Origin of the sequence: Sulfitobacter sp. 1A12157 (assembly GCF_043557345.1) — a bacterium.
GTDB lineage: Bacteria > Pseudomonadota > Alphaproteobacteria > Rhodobacterales > Rhodobacteraceae > Sulfitobacter.
Genome location: NZ_JBIFFV010000017.1, coordinates 1 through 3,687, shown reverse-complemented (window position 1 = coordinate 3,687; position 3,687 = coordinate 1). Strand labels below are relative to the sequence as shown.

2 protein-coding genes are annotated in these 3,687 nt (G+C 62.4%); one reads left to right on the top strand and one right to left on the bottom strand.

Translation table 11 applies throughout. The features are described 5' to 3' along the window. Window positions 1–33: 33 nt before the first annotated feature. Window positions 34–2,919: a Tn3 family transposase gene (locus ACGYLC_RS17540; RefSeq protein WP_394424223.1), complete on the bottom strand. Its 2,886-nt coding sequence runs from the start codon at window positions 2,917–2,919 to the stop codon at window positions 34–36. 125 nt (window positions 2,920–3,044) lie between these two features. Between ACGYLC_RS17540 and ACGYLC_RS17535 the strand changes: the two genes are divergently transcribed. Next, window positions 3,045–3,659, top strand: coding sequence for a recombinase family protein (locus ACGYLC_RS17535; RefSeq protein ID WP_394424222.1), 615 nt, complete (start codon window positions 3,045–3,047; stop codon window positions 3,657–3,659). Window positions 3,660–3,687 lie beyond the last annotated feature (28 nt).

Sequence of the window (3,687 nt, the reverse complement as noted above, 5' to 3'; positions counted from 1 at the left end):
GGGGTCGTTTGCGGGAGGGGGCGGAATCCTACGCTAAGGCTTTGGCCAACGATATTCACCGGTGAGATTGATGTGCTCCCATCCCAGCGGCGAGACATGGGCCAGCAGATCGGGCGATAGCGGCTTTCCGTCTCGTTTCTGGTTGGCGACGACTTCGCCGAGCTTCATGGTGTTCCAGAAGATGATGATCGCGGCGAGCAGGTTCATGCCGGCGATCCGGTAGTGCTGGCCTTCGGCGGAACGGTCGCGGATTTCGCCCCGGCGATGGAAGCTGATGGCGCGTTTCAGCGCATGATGCGCTTCACCCTTGTTGAGACCGATCTGGGCGCGGCGTTGCAGATCGGCATCCAGAATCCAGTCGATCATGAATAACGTGCGCTCTACGCGGCCGACTTCCCGCAGGGCCGTCGCGAGTTCGTTCTGCCGCGGATAGGAGGCGAGCTTGCGCAGAATCTGGCTGGGCGCGACGCTCCCGGCCGCGATGGTGGCGGCGATGCGCAGGATGTCTGGCCAGTTTCGCTCGATCATGGTCTGGTTGATCTTTCCGCCGATCAAGGCCCGCAAGTGCGCCGGGGTGGCCGATGGATTGAACGCATAGAGTCGCTTGGACGGCAGATCCCGGATGCGAGGGGCAAACCGGTAGCCGAGAATGGCGCACGCAGCAAAGACGTGATCGGTGAAACCGCCCGTGTCGGTGAACTGCTCGTGGATATGGCGGCCAGTGTCATTCATGAGCAGGCCGTCGAGGATATAGAGGGCTTCGCTCGCCGTTGCAGGAATCACCTGGGTCGCGAACGCCGCATATTGGTCGGAGACGTGGCTATAGGCTTTCAGGCCCGGGGTATTGCCGTATTTCGCATTGACCAGGTTCATGGCCTCGCCTTGCTCGGTTGCCGCGAAGAATTGCCCGTCGCTCGATGCTGAGATCCCCGCGCCCCAGAATTGGGCCATGGGTAGCGCCGCCTGCGCCTCGACCACGATGGCCAGCGCCCGGTCGTAGGCTTCGCCCTCGACATGCCACCGTCCAATGCGGATCAACTCCCAGAAGGTGTGGGTGTTGGTGGCGTCCGCCATCTTGCGCAGGCCGAGATTGATCCCCTCCGCGAGGATGACGTTCATCAGCCCGATCCGATCGGCGCAGGGCGCTCCCGTGCGCAGGTGGGTGAAGGCCTCGCAGAAGCCGGTCGCAGCATCCACTTCCAACAACAGGTCGGTGATGCGCGTGGGCGGAATCTCCTTGTAGAGATCGAGCACCAGATCCTCGGCGCCGGACGGTGCAGCGGCTTCGAGCTTCTCGATATGCAGGACGCCGTTTTCGATGGACCCGCCGGGAATCGTGCCCGCGCGAGCAGCGCGGCCAAGCTCGCGCAACCGGATATCGAGGCGAGCTTGCCGGTCTGCCAGCCATTCCTCGGGCCGCAATGGCACGGCGAGACGGCCGCTTTCCGCCACAGCTTGCGCCGGCACGAGTGCATGTTTCAGATCGCCATAGCGCCGGGACCTGACCAGCCAGATATCGCCGGAGCGGAACGCGTCGCGCAGATGGAACAGCACCGCGATCTCCCAGAGACGAGTATCGCCGGCCGCCTGGGCACGAAGATGACGATGCCATTTCGAACTCGGCCGCAGGAAGCCGGTATGTGCACCATCGTTCAAACCGTTGCGTAGGACCATTACGGCTTCCAGCAGCGGCATTGCGACCGGCGCAGCGCGAAGATCGAGCAGGCGCAGCATGCGAGGAGTGTATCGGCGAAAGCGGTGATAGCCGTCGAGCACATGTTTGAGCGGATCATCCGCCATGGTGGCGGTCAGCCTGGTTGCCATCGCGACAAGGGCTTTGAAGCCGACCCAGCCCGATCCGCTCGCGATAACGTCGTCCAGCGGCTGGCCATCATCCTGTGCATCGACCAAGGCTCCGCCAATTTCGGCGAAGGATTTCAGGGTGTCGCGCACCGCGCTCGCTTCGTCGGCGACCTTGGCCTGGCAAATCCTTTCCGATGCCCGGTAGAGCCTGCCTATAATCCGGTCATGGGTTTCGACCACGGCATCGGCAAGCATCGCCTGCCATTCCGACGCACAAACGGCCAGGATCGCAAGCCGCCTGTCTTCCGGGAGATCGCGCATGCCGTCGGCATAATACCGCTCTCCCTGCCTGCGTAGACGTGTCAACCTATGGGCAGGAACACCGGCCAGCAGATCCTCGGGAAGATCGACACGTTGCAGATACTCCAACCGGTCGAGCAGCCGGTTGGCCGACGAAGAGTTCGAACCAGGCTCGAACTGACGCAGCCACACGAAGCGCGTCACCCGATCGTCTGCTGTCTCCTCGAGCAATGCCAGCAACTGTTCCTGGATCGGCATGGACAACCGACCGGCGATCCGCGTCTCGATTTGCCGCTCGGCATCGACCAGAGCCGTGGCGCAAAGCCGCTCGATCGTGGATGTGGCGGGAAGAACCGTGCGGGTGCGACGGCATTCGGCTATGAAGCGACGAGCAATGTCCTCGTTTGACACCGCCAGTTCGGCTTCCCGGAACAGCCAGGCCTTCAACTCGCGCGCTCCGCGTCCGGAGAAGGTGCGGAATCCATAGAGCGACCGCAACTCGGCAAGATGCTCGTGCCGCGTTTCCTCTCGAGAGGCATAATCGACGAGATCATCGGCACCAAGGCCGAGTTGTGCTCCGATGAACTCGACCACCTCGGCCGGTATCAGTTCGCCCGGAGCCAACACCCGGCCGGGGTAGCGCAGGACACACAGTTGCAAGGCGAAGCCGAACCTGTTGTGAGCACGCCGGCGTTGCCTGATGTGACCGAGATCTTCATCGCTCAGAGTATAATGCTTCAGCAAATCCGCCTGCGAGGTTGGCAGGCGCAACAGCGTGTCCTTCTGCCGATCGGTTAGAGTGACGCGACGCGGCATCTATGTTCCTTTTTCAAAATTTAACGATGTTCAAGACGCTTTGTTTATGAAGCTGGTTGAGATACATTTCCAGCGAACAAACCGATCGTGGCCGGCGCGCCGCCTCAAACCAACGTTTAAGAAACATGCTGATCGGATACGCCCGCATCTCCAAAGCCGATGGCTCCCAGTCCCTCGATCTCCAGCACGACGCCCTGCGCGCCGCCGGCGTCGAACAGGATAATATCTACGAGGATCGCGCTTCCGGCAGTCGTGATGATCGGCCTGGTCTGGCTGCCTGCCTGAAATCCTTGCGCGCCGACGATGTGCTGGTGGTCTGGAAGCTCGATCGCCTCGGGCGGTCGCTTGCCCACCTGGTCAACACCGTGAAGGATCTGTCAGACCGCAAGATCGGCCTGCGGGTGCTGACCGGAAAGGGCGCGCAGATCGACACCACAACCGCCTCCGGCCGCATGGTGTTCGGCATCTTCGCCACCCTGGCCGAGTTCGAGCGGGATCTGATCCGCGAGCGCACCATGGCCGGCCTCGCCGCAGCCAGAGCGCGAGGCCGCAAAGGCGGGCGAAAATTCGCCCTCACCAAGGCGCAGGTGCGTCTCGCCCAGGCTGCCATGGCGCAGCGCGACACTTCCGTTTCCGATCTGTGCAAGGAACTCGGGATCGAGCGCGTCACCCTATACCGATATGTCGGCCCGAAGGGCGAACTCAGGGACTATGGAAAGCGCGTGCTCGGCTTAGCGTAGGATTTCGCCCCCTCCCGCAAACGACCCC